Origin of the sequence: Calothrix sp. UHCC 0171 (assembly GCF_034931845.1) — a bacterium.
GTDB lineage: Bacteria > Cyanobacteriota > Cyanobacteriia > Cyanobacteriales > Nostocaceae > Brunnivagina.
In genome coordinates this window covers 1-22,551 of the sequence record NZ_JAYGHN010000027.1, presented here as the reverse complement: position 1 = coordinate 22,551, position 22,551 = coordinate 1, and the positions used below count along the sequence as shown (strand labels likewise).

Annotated in this window: 23 protein-coding genes; 12 read left to right on the top strand and 11 right to left on the bottom strand. The window is 40.2% G+C overall.

Annotation, left to right across the window (positions count from 1 at the left end; all coding sequences use genetic code 11):
• Positions 1–136: 136 nt before the first annotated feature.
• Entirely contained in the window at positions 137–652 is a 516-nt protein-coding gene (gene pgsA / locus VB733_RS18875; RefSeq protein ID WP_323341605.1) for a CDP-diacylglycerol--glycerol-3-phosphate 3-phosphatidyltransferase, read from the bottom strand.
• A 100-nt stretch (positions 653–752) separates the two neighbouring features.
• Between pgsA and VB733_RS18870 the strand changes: the two genes are divergently transcribed.
• The 4 genes from VB733_RS18870 to VB733_RS18855 all read left to right on the top strand — a co-directional run bounded on the left by VB733_RS18870 (position 753) and on the right by VB733_RS18855 (position 4,932).
• Positions 753–2,171 (top strand): aspartate ammonia-lyase, encoded by a 1,419-nt coding sequence (locus tag VB733_RS18870; RefSeq protein ID WP_323341604.1) that lies wholly within the window; start codon positions 753–755, stop codon positions 2,169–2,171.
• 174 nt (positions 2,172–2,345) lie between these two features.
• Positions 2,346–3,320: a DUF362 domain-containing protein gene (locus tag VB733_RS18865; protein ID WP_323341603.1), complete on the top strand. Its 975-nt coding sequence runs from the start codon at positions 2,346–2,348 to the stop codon at positions 3,318–3,320.
• A 1,115-nt stretch (positions 3,321–4,435) separates the two neighbouring features.
• Positions 4,436–4,624, top strand: a complete 189-nt coding sequence (locus VB733_RS18860; protein WP_323341602.1) for a hypothetical protein — start codon at positions 4,436–4,438, stop codon at positions 4,622–4,624.
• A 182-nt stretch (positions 4,625–4,806) separates the two neighbouring features.
• Positions 4,807–4,932, top strand: coding sequence for a hypothetical protein (locus VB733_RS18855; protein WP_323341601.1), 126 nt, complete (start codon positions 4,807–4,809; stop codon positions 4,930–4,932).
• Here VB733_RS18855 and VB733_RS18850 read toward each other — a convergent pair.
• Positions 4,916–5,833: a bestrophin family protein gene (locus VB733_RS18850; RefSeq protein ID WP_323341600.1), complete on the bottom strand. Its 918-nt coding sequence runs from the start codon at positions 5,831–5,833 to the stop codon at positions 4,916–4,918. The two genes, VB733_RS18855 and VB733_RS18850, sit on opposite strands and share 17 nt — an antisense overlap.
• A 214-nt stretch (positions 5,834–6,047) precedes the next feature.
• Here VB733_RS18850 and bchI point away from each other — a divergent pair, with 214 nt between their 5' ends.
• A complete protein-coding gene (gene bchI, locus VB733_RS18845; RefSeq protein ID WP_323341599.1) occupies positions 6,048–7,166 on the top strand; it encodes a magnesium chelatase ATPase subunit I in 1,119 nt (372 codons plus the stop codon).
• Positions 7,167–7,299: 133 nt separating this feature from the next.
• The gene (locus tag VB733_RS18840; protein WP_323341598.1) at positions 7,300–7,599 is read left to right on the top strand and encodes a hypothetical protein; all 300 of its coding nucleotides are present in this window, start codon (positions 7,300–7,302) and stop codon (positions 7,597–7,599) included.
• 55 nt (positions 7,600–7,654) lie between these two features.
• Here VB733_RS18840 and VB733_RS18835 read toward each other — a convergent pair whose 3' ends face one another.
• Entirely contained in the window at positions 7,655–8,749 is a 1,095-nt protein-coding gene (locus VB733_RS18835; RefSeq protein ID WP_323341597.1) for a DNA polymerase beta superfamily protein, read from the bottom strand.
• 436 nt (positions 8,750–9,185) lie between these two features.
• Here VB733_RS18835 and rplU point away from each other — a divergent pair, with 436 nt between their 5' ends.
• Positions 9,186–9,563, top strand: a complete 378-nt coding sequence (rplU, locus tag VB733_RS18830; protein ID WP_323341596.1) for a 50S ribosomal protein L21 — start codon at positions 9,186–9,188, stop codon at positions 9,561–9,563.
• Between the two features lie 264 nt (positions 9,564–9,827).
• Complete coding sequence (rpmA, locus tag VB733_RS18825; protein ID WP_323341595.1) at positions 9,828–10,094, top strand: 50S ribosomal protein L27; 267 nt, start codon at positions 9,828–9,830, stop codon at positions 10,092–10,094.
• 79 nt (positions 10,095–10,173) lie between these two features.
• Here the strand turns inward: rpmA and VB733_RS18820 are convergent, their stop codons facing one another.
• The gene (locus VB733_RS18820) at positions 10,174–10,605 is read right to left on the bottom strand and encodes a hypothetical protein (protein WP_323341594.1); all 432 of its coding nucleotides are present in this window, start codon (positions 10,603–10,605) and stop codon (positions 10,174–10,176) included.
• A 514-nt stretch (positions 10,606–11,119) separates the two neighbouring features.
• Here VB733_RS18820 and cruF point away from each other — a divergent pair.
• Positions 11,120–12,007 (top strand): gamma-carotene 1'-hydroxylase CruF, encoded by an 888-nt coding sequence (gene cruF, locus VB733_RS18815; protein ID WP_323341593.1) that lies wholly within the window; start codon positions 11,120–11,122, stop codon positions 12,005–12,007.
• On the opposite strand, the gene VB733_RS18810 is transcribed toward cruF, so the two are convergent.
• Positions 11,973–12,191 carry a hypothetical protein gene (locus VB733_RS18810; protein ID WP_323341592.1) on the bottom strand — a complete coding sequence of 73 codons (219 nt, stop codon included), beginning with the start codon at positions 12,189–12,191 and terminating at the stop codon, positions 11,973–11,975. The genes cruF and VB733_RS18810 overlap by 35 nt on opposite strands.
• On the opposite strand from VB733_RS18810, the gene cruG reads away from it, so the two are divergent.
• The gene (gene cruG, locus VB733_RS18805; RefSeq protein WP_323341591.1) at positions 12,191–13,351 is read left to right on the top strand and encodes a 2'-O-glycosyltransferase CruG; all 1,161 of its coding nucleotides are present in this window, start codon (positions 12,191–12,193) and stop codon (positions 13,349–13,351) included. The genes VB733_RS18810 and cruG overlap by 1 nt on opposite strands.
• Before the next feature lie 161 nt (positions 13,352–13,512).
• Here cruG and rnhA read toward each other — a convergent pair whose 3' ends face one another.
• The 3 genes from rnhA to VB733_RS18790 all read right to left on the bottom strand — a co-directional run bounded on the left by rnhA (position 13,513) and on the right by VB733_RS18790 (position 16,796).
• Complete coding sequence (rnhA, locus tag VB733_RS18800; RefSeq protein WP_323341590.1) at positions 13,513–14,415, bottom strand: ribonuclease HI; 903 nt, start codon at positions 14,413–14,415, stop codon at positions 13,513–13,515.
• An 87-nt stretch (positions 14,416–14,502) separates the two neighbouring features.
• Complete coding sequence (locus VB733_RS18795) at positions 14,503–15,045, bottom strand: NADPH-dependent FMN reductase (RefSeq protein WP_323341589.1); 543 nt, start codon at positions 15,043–15,045, stop codon at positions 14,503–14,505.
• Between the two features lie 233 nt (positions 15,046–15,278).
• Positions 15,279–16,796 carry a CIA30 family protein gene (locus tag VB733_RS18790; RefSeq protein ID WP_323341588.1) on the bottom strand — a complete coding sequence of 506 codons (1,518 nt, stop codon included), beginning with the start codon at positions 16,794–16,796 and terminating at the stop codon, positions 15,279–15,281.
• Positions 16,797–17,029: 233 nt separating this feature from the next.
• Between VB733_RS18790 and VB733_RS18785 the strand changes: the two genes are divergently transcribed.
• Positions 17,030–17,326, top strand: a complete 297-nt coding sequence (locus tag VB733_RS18785; protein WP_323341587.1) for a hypothetical protein — start codon at positions 17,030–17,032, stop codon at positions 17,324–17,326.
• Between the two features lie 161 nt (positions 17,327–17,487).
• A complete protein-coding gene (locus tag VB733_RS18780) occupies positions 17,488–18,930 on the top strand; it encodes a phosphoglucomutase/phosphomannomutase family protein (protein WP_323341586.1) in 1,443 nt (480 codons plus the stop codon).
• 217 nt (positions 18,931–19,147) lie between these two features.
• Here VB733_RS18780 and VB733_RS18775 read toward each other — a convergent pair whose 3' ends face one another.
• From VB733_RS18775 to psaC, 3 genes are all read right to left on the bottom strand, one after another.
• Positions 19,148–19,399 (bottom strand): nucleotidyltransferase family protein, encoded by a 252-nt coding sequence (locus VB733_RS18775; protein ID WP_323341585.1) that lies wholly within the window; start codon positions 19,397–19,399, stop codon positions 19,148–19,150.
• Positions 19,400–19,715: 316 nt separating this feature from the next.
• On the bottom strand, positions 19,716–21,593 hold the full coding sequence (gene glmS, locus VB733_RS18770) for a glutamine--fructose-6-phosphate transaminase (isomerizing) (protein ID WP_323341584.1): 1,878 nt from the start codon (positions 21,591–21,593) through the stop codon (positions 19,716–19,718).
• Between the two features lie 315 nt (positions 21,594–21,908).
• Positions 21,909–22,154 (bottom strand): photosystem I iron-sulfur center protein PsaC, encoded by a 246-nt coding sequence (gene psaC / locus VB733_RS18765; RefSeq protein ID WP_010997613.1) that lies wholly within the window; start codon positions 22,152–22,154, stop codon positions 21,909–21,911.
• Positions 22,155–22,551 lie beyond the last annotated feature (397 nt).

Here is a 22,551-nt window from a genome sequence, read left to right as displayed (position 1 = left end):
AATAGTGTGCGATTAGTAAATTACTTGATAAATGGTAACAATAAGTAAGATTTCCTGACATCATCGTTATGTAGTGTATGTGCAATTCTCAGTCTTCCCTGGGAAATAGGTAAAATCACCATGAATGGGTTTTTGGCTATTCACGAGTTGGTTTTGACGGTAAGAGATAGATAGCACCAGAGATAATTGTTAAGGCGACAGAAACCCAAAAAGCCGCGAGTGAGGGTACTTGCCAATTTGCGGATAAAGGTGCAATCAAAAGCGATATGGCAATAATTTGGCTAACTGTTTTCAGCTTACCCCAAATATTCGCCCCAGAAATACTAGTTTGATTCACACGCCATCCAGCCACGGTTAATTCTCTCCCCAAAATGACAAACACTCCCCAAGCTGGTATTTGTCGGAGTTCAATGAGGGAAAGTAATGGTGCAAGTACGAGTAATTTATCCACTAATGGATCAAGAAATTTTCCTAAATCGGTAATTTGATTTAATTTTCTAGCTAAATATCCATCTAGCCAATCAGTTAAGGCACAAACGAGAAAAATTCCCAAGCATATCCATCTAGATTGCGCGGTGGGATTTTGCAATAGATAGAGAATAAAGGGGATGCCGAGAATACGAGAAAAAGTAATTGTATTGGGGATATTCATCGCTATTTTAAATTTTTTGGATGTAAGTTGGATCGAGTAATCACACAAGCTCAGATAATTAACTTTTTAGCAGTCCTAAAATATCAAGTTCCAAATTACCATGACGCAAATAGAAAATTCCCAATTCCGCAGCGAACGCGATTCGATGGGCGAAAAACAAATACCAAGTAATGTTTATTACGGAATTCAAACCCTCAGGGCAGTTGAAAATTTCGCCATTAGTGGCTTAAAGCCATTAAATACTTACGTAGATGCCTGCATTTACATTAAAAAAGCTACTGCAATTGTCAATGGTGAATTAGATTGCATCACCCTAGAAACTAGCAAAGCCATTGTGGAAGCAGCAGATGAAATATTAGCAGGTAAACTTCGCGAGCAATTTGTTGTCGATGTCTATCAAGCAGGTGCGGGAACTTCCCACCACATGAATGTCAATGAAGTTCTGGCAAATCGTGCTTTGGAAATTTTGGGGGATGAAAAGGGTAATTATAAACGGGTGAATCCCAACGACCATGTAAACTACGGTCAGTCTACCAATGATGTCATTCCCACAGCTATACGGATTGGGGGATTATTAGCTCTATCAAGAACATTACACCCAGCTTTAGAAAATGCGATCGCATCTCTGGAAGCAAAAGCTGATGAGTTTCAAAATATTATCAAATCTGGACGTACGCACCTCCAAGATGCTGTACCTGTACGTTTGGGGGAAAGTTTTCGAGCTTGGGCACAAATCCTCAGCGAACATCAAAACCGAATTTACACAGCTTCTGGTGATTTGATGGTGTTGGGATTGGGAGGAAGTGCAGCAGGAACGGGTATGAACACTCACCCCAAATATCGCGATCGCGTGGTACAAGTTCTTTCAGAGCTAATTAATTGCCCTTTACAACCGGCTCCGCACCTCATGGCAGCAATGCAAAGTATGGCACCCTTTGTCAATGTTTCTGGTTCTTTACGCAATTTGGCACAGGATTTAGTCAAAATATCCCACGATTTGCGACTGATGGATTCGGGACCAAAAACAGGATTCAAAGAAATTCAATTACCTCCAGTACAACCCGGTTCCTCGATTATGCCCGGAAAGTATAACCCGGTGATGGCGGAGATGACATCGATGGTTTGCTTCCAGGTGATGGGATATGATAACGCGATCGCACTGGCAGCCCAAGCGGGACAATTAGAATTAAATGTGATGATGCCACTTATTGCTTACAACCTGATTCACAGTATTGAAATTCTTGGTAATACAATCACCGCACTCGCCGATAAATGTATTCAAGGCATCAGCGCCAATAAGGAAAGATGCTTAGAATATGCAGAAGGTAGTTTGGCACTCGTGACCGCATTAAACACCCATATCGGCTATTTAAACGCTGCTGCTGTCGCCAAAGAATCCCTCGAAACTGGAAAATCTCTCCGACAAATTGTGTTAGAAAAAGAACTAATGACTGAAGCGCAACTTGCAGAAGTCCTTAACCTCGAACAAATGAGTGCGATTGTACCTCTGAGTTCATAAGTCAGGCAAAGCTTAAACAAACCTTAATCCAGATGGACACCTACAAAACTGTATTAGTGTCCCTCTGTAAATCTAAGTAGTTTTGGCATTATTAAATACTAGGTTAGCAGAAACTATAATTCTCAAACCTAATATCCAATCCCCAATCCAAACATCTCAAATCCAAAATCCAAAATGCCTGCTTCCGTTAGCTTAATTCGTGCAACTTCTTACCAAGATGAAGCTTTGCGAGAATCTCTGGAAACGCTTCTCGAACCTCTTGGTGGAATGACTACATTCGTCAGACCTGGATATAAGGTACTACTCAAGCCAAATTTGTTAACGGGTTCCCGTCCTGGTAAGGAATGTACCACTCGCCCCGAATTAGTTTATGCTGTTGCCAAAATGGTTATGGAAGCAGGTGGTATACCTTTTTTGGGAGATAGTCCAGCATTTGGTAGCGCTAAAGGTGTGGCGATCGCTAGCGGTTATCAACCAATTTTAGATCAACTTCAGCTACCTATTGTGGAATTCCACGGTAAACGCTACCAAACTATCAATGAAGGATTCAATCACCTGCTGCTGTGCAAAGAAGCAATGGAAGCAGATGTGGTTATTAATTTGCCTAAAGTTAAATCCCACTGTCAACTTGTGCTGACTTTGGGTGTGAAAAACCTCTTCGGTTGTGTTCCGGGGAAAATGAAGGCATGGTGGCACATGGAAGCGGGGAAAGATGTCAACCGCTTTGGAGATATGCTGGTGGAAACGGCAAAAGCAATTAATCCTGATTTAACCATACTTGATGGGATTATCGGGCACGAAGGCAATGGTCCTAGCAATGGGGAACCCCGTAAATTAAATATTCTAGCCGCTTCTACTGATGTCTTTGCTTTAGACCGGGTAATGGTCGAAATTCTCAATGTTGCACCCGAACAAGTACCAACGGTAGCCGCATCGATACGTTTGGGAATGTTGAAATATGGGGAAAATCTCGGTGAGAATATCAATTTTCCTAACTTACATCCCGATATTTTACAAATTGACGATTGGCGTTTGCCTGATAAATTTGTACCAATTGATTTTGGGATGCCGAGAGTAATTAAGTCTACGTTTAAACATCTTTACATTCGCTTCATTCAGGAGCCAATGAGGGCGTATGGTAAGCAATAAGGTAATTTGAATTTCCACAAATTCTCAGAAATTTTCACAGATTCTCTTAAGTGCAAGCTTTGTTACAACAATTTAATTCATTAGCAGAGTAAGCTGTAAATACCCTCCGATTGCTTAACCAGACCGCCCTAAACTAGTGGCGGTTTTTCTCATCTATTTGTTCTCGTCTATAAATCTCGTAATCTTGAGATTCTCCAAATTCTCAGAAAGATTGCTAATATTACAGGAATATTATAGTTTTACTAATAGTGATTTTGATATTTACCTCCTATTCTCAAAACTCTATCTAATGAGATATTGTCATAAAAAAAAGGATATGGTAAACATTATTGCTCATTATTTATTATTCAATATGTTTAAGTTTTGTTGACATTGTATTCACAAATATAATATTCGCCTATTTTCAATATATCTGTATTTATTCTGTATCTACATGTAGCAATCAATATTTTTTCAGCATAATTATGGTAAGTAAGATTGATAGTTATGTATAACTACTGATAAAAATATCTAAAAATACTAAATATAACGCCTATTTCCGCATTAACTCCGTATATATAGAAAGCAATGGTAATTACGAAATAGCTAATTTGGTGAATTAATTCTCATATATTTAAAACACTGGATATTTAAGCTAGGTGGGGAGAGAAAAGCTGGAAATCTTCTTCTAGCTGGAGTATGAGCTTTAGTTAGTTACACCCTGCTGCTGAAGATAGAGATAATTAATTACTTAAAAATCTTGCTAGTTTATAGATTCGGAATTAGAATATATGTTGTAATTGTAAAATTACTCCATGTCAACTTTGTTGCTGCAACTTTAGTTAGATAGCGGATATTTGAACAAAATAATTTAGATGGGATTGAACGAGTGAACAACTCAGTAATCATCCGTAAATTCTCAGAAAATAGCTGCTAATGCCGTAGATAGAGAGAAGAATGTATAAAAAACTGTGGTATAAAAATATCAAATCAAATTAAAAGATTTTTTTTCGCTAGAAAAATTTTGAAATTATTAATTGTTATACAATGCCCAGCCAAATGTTAGCTAAAATAAGAGTAGGACTCTCAGTATAGAGAGTTGATTAAGATATTATTGTCATGAGTTTTGCCTTTTTATGAATTCAAGTAGTCAGTCTGCGAATAGTGATACATCTGGTCATCGTTTAGCAGACATAGCAGGAACTATTATTGCAATGTTGACATTAACATTGCCTTTGTTGGCGATCGCTCAGTTTTCTTCAGTGGATGTGGAAAACAGTCATCCGCAGACAGTAACTTACAAATTGCCAGCGACGCAGAAATAGTGATAAAAGAATATCTTCAAAAAACACATGATTTTATCGATAACAAACATATCAAGGGACATCAGGACATTTGCAATGAACTTGCAGCCAGATAATCGCGAATTCCGGGAAAATTTCATATCCTGTGGGCGATCGCTTAATTCAACTCTAAATTCATACCTATTCATTTTGTAGAGATTAAAATGCTTAGTATCTCTAGAGCGGTAGCTTTTAGTCAAGCACCTCCAGAGGAGGCTCACGGCTCTAGAGAAGCAACTTCATCAGCCTTGTCCAAATCCAAGGAAGCTGAGATTAATCTTGACGAATAGAATCACCATTGTATGAATTAAGACTAGGTTTTAAACTAGTTAAATCGTCGATATTACGCTTCATTGTCTGGCAAATTGTATCCAAAGGTAAATCATTCGCATCATAGCCAAAAGGATTTTCAATTTCTAAACCAATCGCCTCAATGCCAAAAAGTGTAAAACTAATTAAAGCAGTAACCAAACCCGTCCACCAATTCAGACTCTCAACTATTTGAAATGGTAATAAGATACAATAAATCAATAGTAATTGTTTTAAGTGGATTGCATATGCCAAAGGAATTGGTGTTTTTAAAATACGCTCACAAACACCTAAATTATCGACTAAATTATTTAACAATCCCTGCATAGCAGCCAACTGATAGCTATTAATACAATTCTGATTATATTGTTGCTGCAAATAGTCGCTAATCCAAAATGCAACTTCTAAAGGCGGATTATTCATCATCGTCAGTTTCTGATATTTAGAAGACGACATTAGTGCTTCTAATTCTGCAATTGCATTCTCTCCGCGCAAATGTTGTTTAGTTGCGATCGCAAAGGCAACTAATAAATATAAAGCTGCAATTTTCCCCTTTCTATCTTCATCTGCAACTTCGTCAACCGATACCCAAATTTGTCTAGCTAAATTACGACTACTATTAACTATAGAACCCCAACTTTTTCTACCTTCCCAAAACCGATCATAGGCAGTATTCGTACGAAAAACTAGTAACAAACCCAAAACGATACTGGGAATTACACTACCTAGAATTGGTTGAGATACAGGTATTTTGAAATGAAATAGTATAGAAATCAACAGTCCAAATAAACCGCACCAAATTACACGTTGGTAAATAGCAGCTATTACAGAACCTTTGACTTGGAATGTAAGTTTAAACCAATCTGGCTTTTTGGCTGTCATCGCTTTTATTGTTACACTTGGCTGATTCAATCCCTTAAGTATCTCATTTTTCATAATCGACCACGGAGGGATCACAAACAGCAAAACAACAAAACCCTTTTGTGGACAAGAGTTGTAGGGAAATGGATAGTTTCTAGAAGCGGTCTTAAATCTATTGCCCAACTGTGGCACAATTAAATACGGTAATAAGAAAATATTGTTAAAGGTAATTTTAGTGAGTTCAACAGCACAATCTACAGCAAGTGCGCGTCGCGTTGTTTTCCCCTTTACAGCAATTGTCGGTCAGGAAGAAATGAAGCTGGCATTGCTGTTGAACGTGATTGACCCCAAAATCGGTGGTGTCATGATTATGGGCGATCGCGGTACGGGCAAATCTACAACTATCCGGGCTTTGGCTGACTTGCTTCCAGAAATCCCTGTGGTAGAAAATGACCCGTTTAATAGCCATCCCAGCGATCCAGAATTAATGGGTGATGAAGTTCGCACTACTGTACAGCAAGGGGGAACTCCTAATGTTGTTCAGCGTAAGGTGCAAATGGTTGATTTACCTTTGGGTGCAACTGAAGACCGGGTTTGCGGCACCATTGATATTGAAAAGGCTTTATCGGAAGGTGTCAAAGCCTTTGAACCGGGGTTGCTTGCCAAGGCTAACCGAGGTATTCTCTACGTCGATGAAGTCAACTTGCTGGATGACCATTTAGTTGATGTACTCCTGGATTCGGCTGCTAGCGGTTGGAATACTGTAGAACGGGAAGGTATTTCGATTCGTCACCCCGCCAGGTTTGTGTTAGTTGGTTCCGGCAACCCAGAGGAAGGAGAATTGCGTCCGCAATTACTCGATCGCTTTGGAATGCACGCGGAAATTCATACTGTCAAGGAACCTGCATTACGGGTACAAATTGTCGAACAGCGTTCTGAGTTTGATCAAAACCCCAAACCTTTTTTGGAAAAGTATCAACCAGAACAAGATGCCCTGCAACAAAGTATCGTCAATGCTCAGACTTTGCTTCCTTCTGTGAATCTTGATTACGATTTGCGGGTCAAAATCTCCGAAGTTTGTTCCGAACTTGATGTTGATGGATTGCGAGGTGATATTGTTACTAACCGTGCAGCCAAAGCGATCGCCGCTTATGAAGGGCGGACAGAAGTAACAATTGATGATATTCATCGCGTAATTACACTGTGTCTACGTCACCGTTTGCGGAAAGACCCACTGGAATCAATTGATTCTGGTTACAAAGTGGAAAAAGTTTTCGGTCGTATCTTTGGAGTGGAAGTTGCAGAAGATACATCTGCGAAGAATGGTATGGGAGTGAAGACAGGGGTAAGATAGTTTTTTGTCGGGGAAGGGTAATACTCGTGAAGGCGAAAGCTAGGTAATTCCCTACTCCCAATTGAAAACTTTTGACTTTTCAATTAATACAGTCTACTGCATCTACTGCACTCAAAACTCAGCACTAAAAATAATGCGAAGTCTACGTTTTTGGTTCGACACATTTCTTTTAGCGAGTCAGTACAATCCACCTCGATTTGTCGAGTTACTCATGTTGATGTTGGCAATTGCTAGCATTGCAGTGTCGATATTATTTCCTACAGAGAAGCCTTATATGGTGCTGGGGTTGAGTTTGGTATTTGGTTCGGCAATTTCGATTTTAGTACGTGAGTCCATGATTCCCTCACACCAAAACCGCGTCACTCAAATCACTGCATTACTATTATTGATTACCAGTTTGTGTGGGTTTGCGGATATATTAAACAATGGTTAATGCCTGAATTGGTAATTTCAGATGAGTTAATGTTTTGCAATTATTTTTGTCCAGATTAATCCCAGCCTTGCATCTCCACTAATTCAATACATAAATTATTAATTTGCTCTAAATTTGGTCGATTGGGTAAAGTTGATTCTTCATAGACTTTATCCATTTCCATCACCAAATCCTCTGCTATTTTCATTACCTGTTCGTAAGAATATTCGCCGCGAATAATTGCTCTCAAATCTTCGGCATCGCCAGCTTCTCTGCGATCGACAATTATACTTCCTGATTTTAAAATTTCTAAACCACTGCGTAACAATCTGATGCAGTGCATCCCATGCTTCAAGTCAAATCCTGATTTGCGCTCCATCTCCGCCCTGACTGGATTACGATTTTTCTGCCAAGTTTGATAGGCGTTCCATTCCCGCAAGGCAACTTGATAACTTTGGCTTTTTTGGAGTAAACGAATGAAATCTTTACGCCCAAAAGTCATTTTTTGGGAATATGCTAAAGTCTCATCAGGCAAAGTATATTGTTTCAGTAAACCTTTAAAATCAATATCTGCTGTTAATAATTTGTATAATTGTTCCGATTCTTCTAAAAACTCGATTTTGCCGCGAATTAATAAATATAAATACTCTAAAAATGCATTCAGTTCTTCCTTGGCAAGAGGCTCTTCATTTTCGATCCCAAAATCAGCAGGAATTGGTTTAGATTCAGGAGGATTTAATAACCACTTGCGATGACTTTCCATTTTTTTGATTTGAGCAAATGCATAACCCGAATATGTGTGCTTAACCTTCTTGCTCAAAAATAATTGGCGATGCTTGATTAAGTGTTTACCGACTTCAGTTAAATGGGGATAGTTATTTAACCAAAGCAACTCTAAGACATTGGGGTTAGCACCAGATAATAAATTAATTATTTTTCGCAATTCATAGATAACAGTATCTTGATTTCCATCTAAAAACGGAAACATCCCCGATTCCCTATCCCAACCGCTATCTTTTTGTTCGACATTACTAAAACCAAGATAATACTCCTTGGGGGCAATAAATACCCCTCGGTAGTCATAATCAGACTCAGGGCGATTTAAACCGTAACCGTGGCTACCTGCTAAACCGATAAAAATTGAGCGTTGTTCAACTTCTATACGTTTCATAATTTATTCAGGTGTAGGTAATGAATAAGTGAATCAATTTTAGATAAACTTAACCTAAACCGATACATCACTATATAACTCAAATTACATACTTCCCGATTCTTGGAAAGAAAAAAAACTGAGCAATCTCTAAGACTGCTCAGAATGTTTGGTGCTGTTCTGTGTCATTTATAAATACACCCCTATTCACAAGAATTACGCCAGTTGAGTCAAAAAATATGCCAAAAAATATAAAAAAAATTATACCTCTACATTTGCTGAGATTTTTTCGCCAACTGATTGACATTGATTCCTTAGCAAAATAATATAAGAGATTGTCTGTCTAATTTCCGCTCGGAACAGGTAGACATCCTGCAAAAGCTGGAAACAGGTTTATCGAGATCCGGTAAACAAATGTGAAACCAGCTACCTGTACGGCAACCTTCAAGGACAATTTATGAGTTACGCAATTATTGAGACTGGCGGTAAGCAACTGCGCGTTGAACCCGGTCGTTTTTACGATATTGAACTGCTTCACGTAGAACCTGATGAACAAGTTACTATAGATGCTGTTTTACTAGTACAGCACGATGGTGAAGTTACAATTGGACAGCCGATTGTAGCTGGCGCAACTGTTCAAGGAACTGTAATGCGACATTTTCGCGATCGCAAAGTTCTAGTTTACAAAATGAAGCCGAAGAAGAAAACCCGCAAAAAACGCGGGCACCGTCAAGAAGTTACCCGACTAATGATAAATTCGATTAGTATGAATGGGTCGGTGATTGCTGACGCGCCGATAGTAGATAGCACAACTGAAACTGCTACTGAAGAATAATTTTGAGCATTTAGAAGTCAGTTATCATTAGGAATCATGTAAAAATAAGTAGTGCAAGCGTCTCGCTTGCTATTTTCTAAAGGTGGGCAAGACTTCGGTATGAGCGCTCACTTGAACGCTGCCTACACTGCTTGTTAAATTTATTTTTACACGAATACTTAGTCAGGAAAAATATGAATAATTCTGGCTTGGTGATGCTGATTTCCAGTTCTCAATATAGTTAACAAGAAAAGATAGATAAACAACTAGAAGCGGGAGGCAATCATGGCAAGTAAGAAAGGTACTGGTAGTACGAGGAACGGGCGCGACTCAAACGCCCAGCGACTTGGCGTAAAACGCTTTGGCGGTCAAGTAGTTCGTGCTGGTAATATTTTAGTGCGTCAACGTGGAACTAAATTCCACCCTGGTAACAATGTTGGCATTGGTAAGGATGATACTTTGTTTTCTTTGGTTGACGGGGTTGTCACCTTTGAAAGAAAGGGTAAAAGCCGCAAGAAAGTAAGTGTTTATCCAGTTGCTGCTGCTTGTTAATTGAGATTTTCTCGCAAATTGACTGATGCAGAAGTCGGGCTTATTCAAAAAGTCCGGCTTTTAAGTTTCTGGCTGAATTTTAGGTTGACATTAAGCGGTGAAGCAAAGAACCAATACCTAAGCCTGAAAGAGCTATCAAAGACAGGATGCCAAAAGCATGTATTTGTTGCCAACCAGCAGTTTGAAAGTCAATTCGGACTAATATATTTGCTGCCACAATCACTAAGGTATCGAGAAATAGCCGGAACCAGCCCAGCATCAGAAATAGCAGCAGAGCGCCGAAAATGGCGGCTACAAAGGTGCGAATATTAGATTTAAATAGATAATTAGTGTATTTGTTAAACTCAAGCAAAGGCATTGTCATGATTGCAACTACTAATAATAGTGCGATCGCAACTCCAATCCAAGCGATTGGGTCTAAATTTATTACCGATATGAACCAGCCTAAACTGGAATAGGTGAGTAAAGCCAGTGTCAAGGAAAGCCAAGGGATTTTTTTAATTATAGACATGCTATGGCAATACTTTTTTCAGTTCAAAATTTGATCATCCAATCTTTCTACAAGGTGAAATACCAATCGGCTTTTCTACTCCGATTTGTCTTGGTAGAATAACCATTATACTATTTTGGCAGAGTTGAGATTGAAATTAATCACATTGTCTTAGCATTAAACATCACTTTTGTCTAGAAAATTTTGTCTAAAAATGTTGTCAAGTTAAAATTTGGTGATGAGAATTTGCAACTGTCAACTACTAGTTGACCAAAGTAACTTTGCAGAGACAAAAATCTCCGCGTCTCCGTGTCTCAGCATCTCCGAGTCAATCTCAACCCGTCAATAATTCTGGGTTGGCGAACCACTAGCTATTAGTGAAAACTTGACGACTTAACCTCAGCGACTGTATCTTGGCAAAATTACCAATAATTTCCCAAAAATTAGTTAAATATTTTCATAAACATTTGTAAACTGTTAGCAGCACTGTTTAAAAATGTACAAGTAGGCGCAAATTATATTGATAAGGAATATCATGAGACAGCTTGTAATTGCCGAGCGTGTATGTCTAACTGGTCACATATTGGCAAAGGCTTTTGGACTAGCTGGAATTCTGCTAGTTATTCCCCATGCTGAGAAGTTATTAAGCTTTGGGGAAGTAGGAGAAACTGCAATCCAAGTGAGTATGGCGGATGGCGGAGTCATTGACATTATTTTAGGAACTATAGCTGTTTCGATTTTTGCCTTCAGAACCTTGGGATGGCGAACTTGGCTAGGTTTTATGATCCCAGCAGTATTAATATCAGTAAGCAGTGAATTATTGGGGACTAGTACGGGATTTCCGTTTGGATACTATAGTTATTTAAACGGTTTGGGATATAAAATTGCTGGATTAGTACCGTTTACGATTCCTTTATCTTGGTTTTACGTCGGCTTATCGGCTTATTTAGTCGCACATGCAGGACTAGGAGTGGCAAAAAACCCGACTTTCCTGCGTCAAGTTGCAGCCGTAGCCCTGGGAGCAATGTTGTTTACCTGTTGGGACTTTGCCTTGGAACCAGCTATGAGTCAAACCTCCTTACCTTTCTGGTATTGGGAACAACCTGGTGCATTCTTTGGCACACCTTATCAAAATTATGTAGGTTGGTTTGGTACGAGTGCTTTATTTATGACAGTTGCAGCATTTATGTGGCGCAATAACCCCGTAAAATTAGAGCGATCGCAACTTAATATACCGATGATTGTTTACCTGAGTAACTTCGCCTTTGCCGCAGGATTAAGTCTAGGCTCTGGTTATTTAATTCCTGTATCCTTGGGCTTTTTTGGTGGAGTCATTCCGGCAATATTGTTATGGTGGAAAGCTGTGAATGCAGAAGAAACACCAGCGATTACAACAACACCCATTCAAGTTGCAGCCAAGTAAAAATTGGCAACTGGGCATTGTCAAAGAGACGGAAAGAAGGAGAAGACAGCCATTTGCTTGTGGAAAGGAGTTGGCGGGGAGATTTTTCAGCCAAACTCCAGTAATTTCTTTTCATCTCCCCATCTCCCCATCTCCCCATCTCCCCATCTCCCCATCTCCCCATCCCCGCGTCTCCATTCCCCAATGTCCCTGATTCTTCTTTTAATTCAAATACCAGCAGTTGCCATCTTACTTTCGCGTCTTTTCAAAGGAGCAAGAAGACTTCCCCCCATTCAACCGCAACCACCCACACTTGATATACTCGGCAGCGTCAGCGTCGTTGTGCCCACACTCAACGAAGCAGAAAGAATTGCACCATTGTTAGCTGGCTTGAGTCAGCAAAGTTATGAATTGCGAGAAGTCATTGTAGTTGATAGTAACTCTGACGATGGGACTCCCGAATTAGTTAAAGCTTTACAAACAAAAGACCCTCGTTTTCGCGTGATGACAGATGATCCTTTACCAGGAGGTTGGGTAGGTCGTCCTTGGGCACTACATAATGGATTTTTACACATATCTGCATCCAGTGAGTGGTTTTTGGGGATGGATGCGGATACTGTACCCCACCCCAGTTTAATTGCAGGTTTAGTTAAAACTGCGATCGCTCAAGGATACGATTTAGTCTCCCTATCGCCACAGTTTATCCTCAAGTATCCTGGTGAGTGTTGGTTGCAACCAGCATTGTTAATGACTTTGCTTTATCGCTTTAACCCGGCGGGTGTAAATGCCAACAATTCCGAACGGGTAATGGCTAATGGGCAATGCTTTTTGTGCCGCCGCTCAGCCTTAGAGGCAGTCAGTGGATATACGAGTGCCAAAGGTTCTTTTTGTGATGATGTCACCTTAGCCAGAAATATTGCCGCTTCCGGATTTAAAGTCGGCTTTCTTGATGGGGCAAAAGTTTTTAAAGTGCGGATGTACGAAGGTGCAGCAGAAACCTGGAAAGAATGGGGACGTAGTTTAGATTTAAAAGACGCTTCATCACGCGCTCAAACCTGGGGTGATATTTGGCTATTGGTATCAGTACAAGCATTACCCTTACCAATAATTGGATTTTTTCTACCTCTCTATCTCTCCAGTTCTGCCTCTCTCCCTCTCAACTGGCTATTGGGAACCAACATATTTTTATTCTTAATTCGCTGGGGGATGTTGTTAGCGATCGCACCTTCCTATGACTTGACACAAGCACGCGGTAGCTTATTATTTTGGCTTTCACCCTTTGCAGATACTTTAGCAGTGTTGCGAATTATACTATCGGCATTGCAAAAGCCGAAGCAATGGCGAGGCAGGAATTATTCAAATTGAATTATGATTGGGGCGATCGCAATTTTATCAAAATATTAACTTGCGATTTAGAACCTAGTGGTTCGCCAACCCAGAATTGATAGGTTGAGATTGACTAGGAGAGACAGAGACGCGGAGTGGCTTCCCGCAGGGTAACGGGTATTACGAATTACGAATTGGTATCATTCAGCTTCTTCTTTAACTTTGTCCCCACGTTCGAGTTCCCAGAGGATTTGATTTCCTTCCCGACGTACACGGGAAACAATCCAATTCCGCCAGCGCCATTCATCACCGCGACTGGTGACTGCACTAGCATGGACATCCATTAAATCTGCAAGCTCGGAGCTAGTAATTAAATAACCTTTTTCAGCAATTTCATCAGCAATACGGAGGGTATCCATTAGATTACGGAGTTGGGTAACTCTGACTTCGCAGGGTACATTTTCATGGTGATTGTTAGAGTTAATAGAGGCATCTACCATAGTGATTTCAGTAACAAGGGTATCTACTGCGAAAGTGTCATCGTTAATTATTGTCGAGTGTCCTTTATTTTCAGATACTTTTGCTACATTTAACTCTTTTTTTATGCCTAAAGCTATAGTTGAGTCAATATCTCCCTGTTGCTTAAGTGATAAGCCCTTACCAGTGGCAAAGGCACGAGCAATAGTATCACACCTTTCGTTCCCAACGTTACCAGCATGTCCGCGTACATGTTCCCATCTGACTTTGCGGCTGTTGAGTTCATCGAGAATTTCTAATAAATCTTGATTTTGTACAGGCTTGCCGTCGGCTTTTTTCCAACCTTTCTTTTTCCAACTTTTTACCCATTTGGTGACGCAATTGATTAGATATTCGCTATCTGTGTAGAGGGTAATTGGGTAACTTTGCCCGGAAGCCTCAAAAAATTGTAAAGCTGCGATCGCGGCTTGCATTTCCATGCGATTATTGGTGGTTTGAGGGCAAGAATCGCCCATTTCGTGAACCGAACCATCATCATAATAAACGACAGCACCCCAACCACCAGGTCCAGGGTTGCCTGTGCAAGCACCATCTGTATATATACTTTCTATTGTCAGTGAAGTCATAACGGCGATCGAAAATTTCGTATTACAGATTAATTGATTATTGATTAGATATCAATTAGAGGTGATGCATAAAGTAAACCTTATTTTCTAATTTTTTCGCAACTTGTGAGTAGTCTCAACTAAACTTTCAGCAAATTGATCAAGTCGTTGGAACAGTTTTTCATCTAATAGTTTACCTTCAGCACTAAAGGCTTTCCAAGCTTGTCCAATTGCGACTTGTTCTAGAATAGACCAAGTGTGAGTCCATCTTAAAATCACTCGTAAATCATTCAGCGCATTACTGTTGGATTGTCCACCCAAAACGCTAATGAGTCCGGCAACTTTACCAGATAATTGATCGAAACTCATTAAATCGAGGGCATTTTTCAAGACTCCACTAATACTACCGTGATACTCAGGTGTCACCAAAATTAATCCATCAGCATTACTGACAGCATCCTGCAATCTCTTGACATCTGGGTAATCTGGATACTCATCACCCCCATCGCAAAATGGTAACTGCATCTTTCTTAAATCCAGAATTTCGACTTCTGCACCTAATGCTTGGACTCTTTGGGCTGCCAGTTCTAAAGCCATTTGACTGTAAGAATTGGCTCGTAAACTACCTGCAATACCGACTATTCTCACCATATTTACTCCACTGATTAGAAAAATTGTTGATAATTCTGATTTTTAAATTAGTGACAACCTGACGAAATATAGCAGCTTAAGCATACTCGTAACGACTATGAGTTTATCATAACGAAAGCGATCGCATCTGTCAAATGCTTGTGGAGGCAGACAGCTAGATATGTAGAAGGAGGAGAAAGTCATTTCCCCATCTCCACGTCGGTTTTATCGTCATTATTCAGGCGAACCTGATATTACTTATTGGTTTCTAAAGCAGCAAATAAATTTTCCCAGTTCGTATTATTCACTGAATTTTCAGTGGCTTTAACTTCAAAAGTGACATTACAAGCTTGAGTATTTTGCAGGGCTTGCACACATAACTCAGCGACATCATCACGACTAATTTTTCCGCGAATATTATCACCTTGCTCTAAAATTAATTCTTTCCCTCCTGCTTCTTCTGTCAACGCACAAGGACGGATAATAGTGTAGCTAATACCGCTTTCTCTAAGACTATCTTCTCCCTTTAATTTCCAAGTTAAAATGCCACCTAATTGGTCATTTAATCGCACTGCTGGCGGTTCTTCTTCTAAGTTGATACCTGCTCTACCGGGTCTTGTGACACCTGCGGAACTAACAAGAACAAATCTAGGTAATTTATTACCTCCATAGGCTGCGATCGACTCAATTTTTAAAGAAAAACTACCAGGAGAAAAATAAGGATTTAATTGACCATCATACTCAAATTTACTTAACATTAATTGCAGAGAACAAACTCGACTTTGATCAATTGCCGGACAATTTTTGACGACTTTGGCACGAAATACGGGAATTAAATCAGCAAAAGGAATCTGAACATTAATCCAAGCACCATCTACTGTATCAAAAGAATAACTATAACCAACGCCATCCCAAGCGGAATCAGTACGCACAAATAATTTATAGCGTTTACCATCACCCTGAATGCGTAATTCAATTCCTTCGTATCCAGATAAATTAATTGATGGTTGAAAATTTTTAGTTCTAACTGATGCGAATCCACCCGAATTATCAGTGGAAACATTACCTGTAAATATCGCTACATTATCAGTGAGAATCATGTTGCTGCTGCTGATACCACCCATGACAACATCATCTAAGGCACCCCAAATATTTTTTAAGTTATTTAAACTTAAATCATTGAATTTATTTGGATTGCCTGAAGATTGAGTGAAATCAAATATAGTTTTTACATCTGCCTGAGGTAGATATTTTGCTGCAACCTCAACTAAATTTTTCACACCTTGATATTCGACATTTTCGGGTGTATCTCCCACGATTTCCGGCTGATAAAATTGCACACCTTGGTTATATTTTGCCCGATCTGGAGTATCTCCTTCTACAGGTTGGACTCGCACCGCAGTACAGCAAATCACAGCTTGAATATTTGCCATCACCAGAGGAGTTAAGGTTTCGATTTTAGTTATATCTGCTACTACTAATTCTGTTTCATTACCTAAAATTTCACGCGCTTTTTCGATGTCACGGACGAGAGAACGAACTCTGTAGCCTTTTTTCAGCAAGCTTTTGACAACTCGCTGACCCACACCACCGGTTGCACCTGCTACTAGTATTACACCCACTTTTTTATCTCCGTCGGGTTTGTTTTGACTATCCTGTGGACGACCTTGAAATAATTCCTGTATCCAATTAAGTAAGGGAATTACCTCAAAATAGCTGAGAGTTTCCACAAATTTCCCGAAATCCCAGGGCTGACGATTTTTTTGACTCATAGTTTTACCTATGTGCTACCACTATAGATATATTTAGTGTAATGATTTTAGAGATTATTTAATTCTATATTTTGACTGAAATGTCGCTGAAATTTAGCTGAAATGTAAATATTACATTTTTCGATAACAGTATTATAATCAACTGAGCCATGATATCTTACTAACTTTCTAATTCCTAAGGTCCGATTTCTAACTTCTATTCCTAAATTGTAATTCTAAATTATTGATATATTATGCGTGCCAGAATCGAAGATGATTTATTATTTTTGCACCACGAAGATTTACCCGAATATAAAAAAGGTGGTTCTGTAGTCAGAAATAGCTATTTTTGGGCACTCAAATCGATCGCAGGTAGAGCATCTCGTCACCGTGATTGGGAATATGAATCGGAAATTTGGGTAGCACTGGGAAGAATGTTGATGTCTTTTACAGAGTCGGGTTATTTGGGTTATCGGGAGACTGTGTTGGAATTTCCTCTATCGCAGGGCGAAATACCCGATGTTTTGCGTCCAGTTGCAACTTGGGAGTAATATTTTTCGGCAGATTCGATGAATTCTCGAAAATACTGCTACAGATTAATCTCCACGTCAGCTTTATTGCCTACATGCGATCGCAGAGATGGATGAGTGATTTTTTACTCAGTACACTGTGTAAATGCTAGAATCCTCAGTGGGGAAATTAGGATATTTAAATGCCTGCTTTAGCTAAATCAATCAAGTTTGGTACAGATGGTTGGCGCGGTATCATTGCCGATGAGTTCACTTTTGAACGTGTTGCTTTAGTTGCACCTGTCGCCGCCAAGGTTTTGTTTGATACCTACGGAGAAAAAGCCGGAAATCGCAAAATTATAGTGGGTTACGATCGCCGTTTTATGTCGGAGGATTTTGCCCAAAAGGTTGCAGAAGTAGTTTCTGCGGCTGGTTTTGATATTTTATTAAGTGAAACTTTTGCTCCGACTCCAGCCTTTAGTTGGGCTGCAAAACAGGAAAATGCTTTGGGTGCTTTGGTAATTACTGCTAGCCACAATCCTGGTAAATATTCGGGTTTGAAGGTAAAAAGTGCGTTTGGTGGTTCAGTACCGCCAGAAGTGACACAAAAAATTGAAGCATTATTAGCTGATGAAGCTGTACCCGTTGCGGCAACTCCAGGAAAAATCGAAAAATTTAACCCTTGGGGTAGTTATTGTGACGGCATTAGCAGCAAAGTGGATATTACCAAAATTCGTCATGCGATCGCATCTGGAAAGCTGACTGTATTTGGTGATGTCATGCATGGTGCGGCTGCTGGTGGTTTAGCGATGCTACTGGGTGATAAGTTTAAGGAAATAAATAGCGATCGCGATCCGTTATTTGCAGGTGGCGCGCCGGAACCTTTACCCAAGTATCTCTCGAAGTTGTTTGAGGTAATGAAAAACCATCGCCAAGAAAATCCTGGTGATTTAAATGTTGCCTTAGTATTTGATGGAGATTGCGATCGGATTGCAGCTGTTGATGGTGCAGGTAATTTCCTCAGTTCGCAGATATTAATCCCAATTCTCATCGATCATTTAACCAAACGTCGTGGTTTCACTGGCGAAATCGTCAAAACCGTTAGTGGTTCCGATTTAATGCCCTTAGTCGCCAAGTTACACAATCTTTCGGTTTTTGAAACACCCGTGGGTTACAAGTACATAGCCGACAGAATGTTAGAAGCGAATGTATTACTAGGTGGTGAAGAATCAGGTGGGATTGGTTACGGTACACATATTCCCGAACGCGACGCTTTACTTTCAGCTTTGTATGTATTAGAGGCAATTGTGGAGTCGGGGTTAGATTTAGGCGATTATTATCGCCAATTGCAGGAAAAAACCGGCTTTTTCTCAGCATACGATCGCATTGATTTACCATTAGCAAGTATGGAAGTTCGCGCCAAACTACTCGCACAATTGCAAAAAGAACCATTAAAAGAAATCGCCGGATTGGCGGTAACAGACTGTCAAGCGATCGATGGTTATAAATATCGTCTTGCCGATAATCGCTGGTTAATGATTCGTTTTAGCGGCACTGAACCCGTCTTGCGACTATATTGTGAAGCTGCCACCTTAGAACAAGTGCATCAAACTTTGGCTTGGGCAAAAGATTGGGCAGAATCATAATTGCTGACCGAAGAAAGGCAGAGGGCAGGAGGGAGAAGGGAGAAGGGAGAAGGGAGAAATTATATTTTACCCTCTGCTTAAAGGGTCACAAGCCCCTAATTTATTTATGAAAAAAGAAAGAAATAGGGAGCATCCCAAATGTGTAAATTGTTTTTTTGTAGTGCGGGCTTCTAGCCCGCTTCCTGGAGATTAGGGAGCAAGATGCTCCCACTACAAATTATATTTTTGCAAAATTGGGATGCTCCCCATCCACTTCCCGCTTTAATAATTCTTCCAAATCCTGTTTTAAACCAATCCTGTCTAATAAATTTCTTCCTGCCTCCATTTCTACCAAAAAATCAACATCACTATCAGGTTTTGCTTCTCCTCTTGCTACCGAACCAAAAACACGCACATTGTAAGCACAATATTTAGAGGCAATTTTTAATATTTCTTCTCGAAATGGTAGTAATAATTCCTGAATTCCCATAACTCATACCATTTCACGAAAAATCTGATACAGATGTAAATCCTGAAAGCTTTGCTGCATCTAAGTTTTTTAATTGCGAATTGCGAATTGCGAATTGTGAATTGGTATCAAGCCACGTAAATCCTCTTTTATTATCACTTCTAGCTTCCTACTTTTTCAAAAACTCAGTACATACTCATACTCTGTATAAAAAAGATGCGACAACCGTAGCTGTTCGCATCTCAGTTACTAACAAAAAGTAGTATAATTGAAACACACAATGAACTCTAATAACGATTAATCGAATATTCACATTCATTGCCTAAGTGTTTATACGCTATTCAACTGTAACGCTTTTAGCTAAATTTCTTGGCTGATCCACATCCAAACCACGTCGAGCAGCAATGTGATAGGAAAGTAGCTGCAAAGGAATTACGGTGAGAATTGGTGATAATAATTCATCAACATTGGCAACAGTCAGTAAATCTTGGAAAATTTCCCCAGCTTCACCATCACTAATTGGTGTCACACCAATCAAACGGGAATCCCTAGCTTTAGCTTCTTGGGAATTAGAAATTACCTTTTCATACACACTACCAGGAACTGCGATCGCAACTACTGGTACTTTCGCATCTAATAGGGCGATGGGACCATGTTTCATTTCCCCTGCTGGGTATCCTTCGGCATGGATATAGCTGATTTCCTTGAGTTTTAATGCACCTTCGAGGGCGATGGGGAAATTAATTCCTCGTCCCAGGAAAATCACATCTTGAGTTTCCGCGAAGTTGTGTGCCAGTTGTTCAGTGAGTTTATCTTGTATATCTATGGTTGCTTCGATTTCTTTGGGAATTAATCGCAAGCCATTAATTATTTCTGCGATTCTTTCTTGGGGAAGTGTTTGCCGACGAGATGCTAAATCGAGGGCGAGGGCGTAAAATGCCATTAACTGGGCAATAAATGTTTTGGTTGCTGCAACTCCAATTTCGATTCCCGCCAGGGTATTAATAATATGGGGAACCATATGCCCCAAGCTGCTCTCCGGACGGTTAGTAATACCTAAAAGTCGCGCTTGATACTTGGCATCTCGAAATTGACGACGTTCTTTCTCCATTGCCAAGGCGGCGAGGGTATCGGCTGTTTCCCCCGATTGAGTCACGCCAATCGTAATTGTGTTGGCGGTTAGAGGCGCAGGTGCATAGCGAAACTCGGAGGCGTATTGTACTTGCGTGGGGATTTGAGCCAATTGTTCGAGTAAGTATTTACCAACAAGTGCGGCGTGCCAGCTAGTACCACAAGCCACAATTTGAATTTGTTCTAAATCAGCATAAAAATCGGCGGGAATACCCAAGTTGATTGGGGATTCTTCGGAAGCGTTAAAGTAAGCATCTAAACTCGCCCGTACTACTCCTGGCTGCTCGTAGATTTCCTTGAGCATGAAGTGTTTGAATCCCTGTTTTTCCACCATTGTGGGACTCAAATTCAGCAAGCGAGGTTGTTTTTTCAACCTTTTACCAGTGAAATCATAAATTTCCACTCCTAACGGAGTCAGACGGGCAATTTCACCATTTTCCAATGGTAAAACAGCACGGGTATGAGAAACGATCGCTGGCGTATCGGAAGCACAGAAAAATTCCCCTTGTCCAAAACCAATTACTAATGGTGCTTGCTGGCGAACCACAATCAACTCATCGGGGAAGTCAGCCGAAATTACAGCAACGGCAAATGCCCCCTCAAGTTCCTGGACAGCTTTACGTACGGCATCAAAAAAGGGCGAATCCGATTCACCCATTGCAATTTCTTCGCGAAGGTATTGAGAAATCAAATGGGGAATAACTTCAGTATCAGTTTCCGAGCGAAAATCGATACCAAAAGATTTGAGGCGATCGCGTAATTCCCGATAGTTTTCAATAATCCCATTTTGCACCACCGCCACACGATTGACAGTATCCATGTGGGGGTGAGCATTATGTTCTTCAGGCTTGCCGTGGGTAGCCCAGCGAGTATGTCCAATCCCAATCTGTGATGGAGCTTCTAGCTGTTCTAATTTTGAGCGTAAGTTGTGTAATTTGCCCTTCGCCCGAATGCAATTAACCTCACCTTCCCAAATCGTCGCGATTCCGGCGGAATCGTAGCCCCGATACTCCAGTTTTTCCAATCCTGCTAGCAAAATTTCTGTCGCCGCTTGAGTTCCGATATAACCAACGATTCCGCACATTTTTCACACCGTTTTTGTTATTGAGGACAATTTAGCTAATTAGTCAATGTATCTAAAATATAACCAATGCAATATTTGTGATCATAGCTTCTGAAATTTAGCAAAGAAAAAGGGACGTGATGTCCCTTTTGTCAAGTCTTTAATATTATTTATTTTTGAGTGCGAATGTCAAAAATAAGGTTGGGCTAGGGTGGACACTACTCACAGAAATAATTAAAAGCGAGCAATGTCCATCCCGCTTTCTGCTAAAAGCGCTTTTTATGAGAACTTTTAGTTGTGCCGACAGGGGAAATTGCTAAAGAAATAGCAAAATTCCTAGTAAGCTAGACCCATACTGCGAGTAGTTTCAGCACCCAAGTAGACTCGGATGCTGAGGAAGTCGGTAGGACAAGCGGTTTCGCAGCGCTTACAACCGACGCAATCTTCAGTACGGGGGGAAGAAGCAACTTGAGCGGCTTTGCAGCCATCCCAAGGCACCATTTCCAGTACGTCTGTGGGGCAAGCCCGAACGCACTGAGTGCAACCAATGCAGGTATCGTAGATTTTTACGGTATGAGACATTAAAAAGGCTCCTTTCGAGTAATCTTCTCTGCGAAAGAATCATTAATCAAGGGCTAGTTTACCTTAGTGCCTTAGCCATCGTAATCAAAAGGCTACATAACTTTAAAATCTGTAATGGTTATTGGTTAACAAGAACAGGGAAAGCCCGAAATTGGGGGTTGATGGGTGTAGGTTTTTGACAAGGAGGTGAGCGATTACATCGATAAGGAAAGAAAATGGAGGTAGCAAAGACACATGGAGTACAAATTATGGCGAGATGCAGCAGGAGTTAGAGAACTGACAAGAATCTTAGCCAGAGACGATTTTCTGTGGTTTAGTCCCACATAAAGCTTAGTCAGCAAGCATGATCACCAAGATTTTTGAAATTTCCATCTGAAAATTATTTGAAAAAGTATTT